The sequence below is a fragment of the Fodinibius sp. genome, from assembly GCF_041642155.1.
In the GTDB taxonomy this organism is placed as follows: Bacteria; Bacteroidota; Rhodothermia; order Balneolales; family Balneolaceae; genus Fodinibius.
In genome coordinates this window covers 1-3,375 of record NZ_JBEPWZ010000312.1, presented here as the reverse complement: position 1 = coordinate 3,375, position 3,375 = coordinate 1, and the positions used below count along the sequence as shown (strand labels likewise).

Genomic DNA, 3,375 nt, shown 5'->3' with positions numbered 1-3,375 from the left:
CGAGCTCATGAAATCGGACCCTGAACGCTATATCATCCCCCGAAACGGCAATTTTCCAAGGGTCGGAGGATATACCGAAGAAACGGGCGGCTACTATGTCGATGAAGGTGCTCCCGGTTATGACGGTGGATTCATTCCCGGTGTTCAGGAAGTGGAGGGAGAATATGTGGAACATCTCGGGGGAGAAGGAACCAATTACCGACCGATAACGACGTTGTATCCCTGGAGTTTTAACCAGCAGGTAACCTTTGATGCATCCTTTGTAAAATTGAGGGATATCACTCTGGGATACGATATCCCATCGGTACCTGCGGTGGAAAGTCTGAGGGTTTCGGTTTATGCCCGGAACCTGCTGCTCTGGACGGCGGCTGGTATCGGCATCGATCCTGAACGAGCATTTACGGCCCAGGCTTCCCCACAGGGAGATACAAGCATGATGTTCCGGCAAGGACTGGAATGGCAAAATGTACTGCCCCACTCCATGTCACTCGGATTTAACGTAGATATTAACTTTTAACGAGAAGCCCCACTATTATGAATTTGACAAGTACCTATAGCAAATGGTTAGTACTGATAATCATAGCCGGCTTTGTTGTCAGCTGCGATGAGGATCTGACAAAAACCAATATCAACCCGAATGGAGTGAGCCCCGAGTCGGCGAACGCCAGCCTGCTGCTTCCGAATTTAATGCGCAATTTCGCCCGTGAGTATACCCATCTTGGAGAGGGACATATTGCAGGGGTCGTTCAGCATATGCAGGAAGATGCCTGGAATGAGGAATATAACGAGTATGACTGGGAGCCGAGGGACTGGGATAATTACTATAACATGCTGCGTAATAACCAGTTTGTGTATGAAAAATCGGTCGAAGAAGAACAGGAGGCCCTGCAGGCTATCTCGTTGACCATGAAAAGCCTGATATTTGGTCATATAACGGATCTGTGGGGCGACGCGCCTTATTCCGAGGCGTTAAAAGTAAGTGACGATGACCCCGTTTTAACACCTGCATTTGACAGCCAGGAAGATATTTATCTCGGGGTGATCGAAGATCTTAAAGAGGCGGCGTCGCTGTTTGACTCCGGAGCCACATTGGGGAATACGGATGCAGACCTCTTTTTTGGCGGTGACATGGAAAAATGGCACAAGTTTGCCCATTCTCTGATTCTGCGATATTCCATGCGGATATCCGAAAAACTTCCAGACGCTGCCCGGGATAATATCCAGGAAGTCTATCAAAGCGGAATATATCTGGAAAGTGTCAGTGATGACGTGAGTATCCCGTATAATGATGCTGATCCCTGGATAACGGCCGCTACGGGTACCGATGCCAGTAACTTCCGGAGGAGACGGCCGGCGAATACGCTGCTTGATAAATTGATGGAGTATAACGATCCCCGGTTGGAGGTCTGGTTTGCCCCTGTTCATGTACGTTGGGTCGAAGATACCTCACTGGAGGTCGCTGTAGAACCTACGATTCGCCGAAATGGTGAGCCCACTGATATCGTATCCATGACCGAAGAAGAGTATTATGCGGAGGTTAGTACGGGCAACGAATTTACCAGGCATTTTAATCCGGAACTTTCGGAGACCGAGTACGATACTCGCGAATATGTCGGTTTGCCAACGGCTTTAGTGGAACCTACGGCACATAACGGCAACCCGACTCCGGGTCAGCAGGTACAAAATCAGCATGTATCCCAATTGGGTGAAATTTTCAGACAAAGAAGTCATGAATTGGTTCAATCCAGAGTTATGACCGCGGCGGAAGTGCATTTTATTCTCACGGAAGCGGCCTTCAAAGACTGGATCAGCGCAGATGCAGAAAATCTTTATAACGATGCAATCCGGGAAGCGCTTAGTGTCTGGGGAGTGGGAGATAGCTATAATGACTATATTTCCACGGAGGGCGTCTCCTATGAGGGTACATTGGAGCAGATCATGGAACAGAAGTGGATCGGGGCTTTCACAATCGCCACGGAAGCTTGGTTCGACTGGCGCAGAACCGGATACCCTGAACTGGAAGCGGGTCCTGCTGCATTGCGTCCTGTCCTGCCCCTGCGGTTTACGTATGGGAATAACGAACTGGATACCAATAGTTCAAATGCCAATGAGGCCATTGAACGACTGGAAGAAACAGAGTACTCGGTAGTCGGTAAAAACAGTTCCTGGTCCATGTCATGGCTCTTTCAGGGCACCGAACACCCATCCTGGTGAAGCGGTTTCGGTCTATCGACCTGATGATGTACCCCTTGCATTTGAGCAGTATCGCAACCAAGCGGCTGGAATATGAAGGGTGGCAGAGCGCATGCCCGAATTAGATGAGACTTTGCCATGTTCATTACTGTATCTCCGCGAGCACCCCGGACCACAGGGATAACATTGAGAGAGTTTTAACTATTTGTTTGGTTAATTGGAAATAGTTGCCGTTTATTTATGATAAATGAATACAATTATAGAACATCCCTGTTATGGTTAGGTATATTATGAAAGGTCGCTTTCTCGCACTATTAATGTCGGTATTGGCGGTTATTAATCTATTATCTTGCAGTCAATCGAAAACTGGGAGTGATAAATCCGGCATTCAGCATGTGAAAGTATTTTCTGAAGAAGACCGGTTTGCCGGCTGGCCGGCAAATAACGGGATATGGAGCTGGGAAGATGAAATATTGGTGGGCTTTGTAGAGGCCGAATATCGTGAAGAGGCGGGGTTTCATACCTATGACCAGCAGACGGCAAGGCATAAATATGCCCGCAGCAAGGATGGGGGACTTACCTGGAGTATTGAAGATGCCTACGAACAAGGCCAGACGGGCTGGGGATACGACCATCACCTGGACCGCGATATTGCTGATCCTCCTGTAGAGCTTGAGGAGCCGGTGGATAATTTTTTAGACCCTGACTTTATCATGACATTTGTGCGTCATAATAATAACGATGGTCCCTCGCATTTTTATTACTCGAATAACAGAGGAAATAAATGGGAAGGTCCCTATCGTTTTCCGGATATGGAAACTTCGGGGGTCGCCACTCGAAACGATATTATTATTGATGGAGAACAAGCGTTGAATGCTTTTATTACGGTTGCGAAGGAAAATGGGAAAGAAGGACGTGTTGCGATGGCGCAGACCGCTAATGGAGGCGTAGACTGGAATATTAAATCCTGGATCGGTTCGGAACATGACGGGTTTGATATCATGCCCTCTTCGGTCAGGCTTTCTCCGACTGAGATTTTCACGGTTACCCGGACGCGGGATAAAAATCCGACAAGAGATTATATAAAAGCCTTTCGTTCCGATGATAACGGAGAAAGCTGGCAGCGCCTGGATGATCCTGTTGCAGATACCGGGCAATACGGATCGCCTCCCGCGTTGGTAC

At 48.3% G+C, this 3,375-nt stretch carries 2 protein-coding genes and 1 pseudogene; all 3 read left to right on the top strand.

All coding sequences use genetic code 11. The features are described 5' to 3' along the window. Nucleotides 1–517: pseudogene (locus tag ACESLU_RS13240) on the top strand (SusC/RagA family TonB-linked outer membrane protein); the annotation flags it as partial. Nucleotides 518–534: 17 nt separating this feature from the next. Then, nucleotides 535–2,214 carry a SusD/RagB family nutrient-binding outer membrane lipoprotein gene (locus ACESLU_RS13235; protein ID WP_372639106.1) on the top strand — a complete coding sequence of 560 codons (1,680 nt, stop codon included), beginning with the start codon at nucleotides 535–537 and terminating at the stop codon, nucleotides 2,212–2,214. A 374-nt stretch (nucleotides 2,215–2,588) separates the two neighbouring features. Next, a partial coding sequence (locus ACESLU_RS13230; protein ID WP_372639105.1) for a hypothetical protein occupies nucleotides 2,589–3,375 on the top strand: 787 nt, incomplete at its 3' end.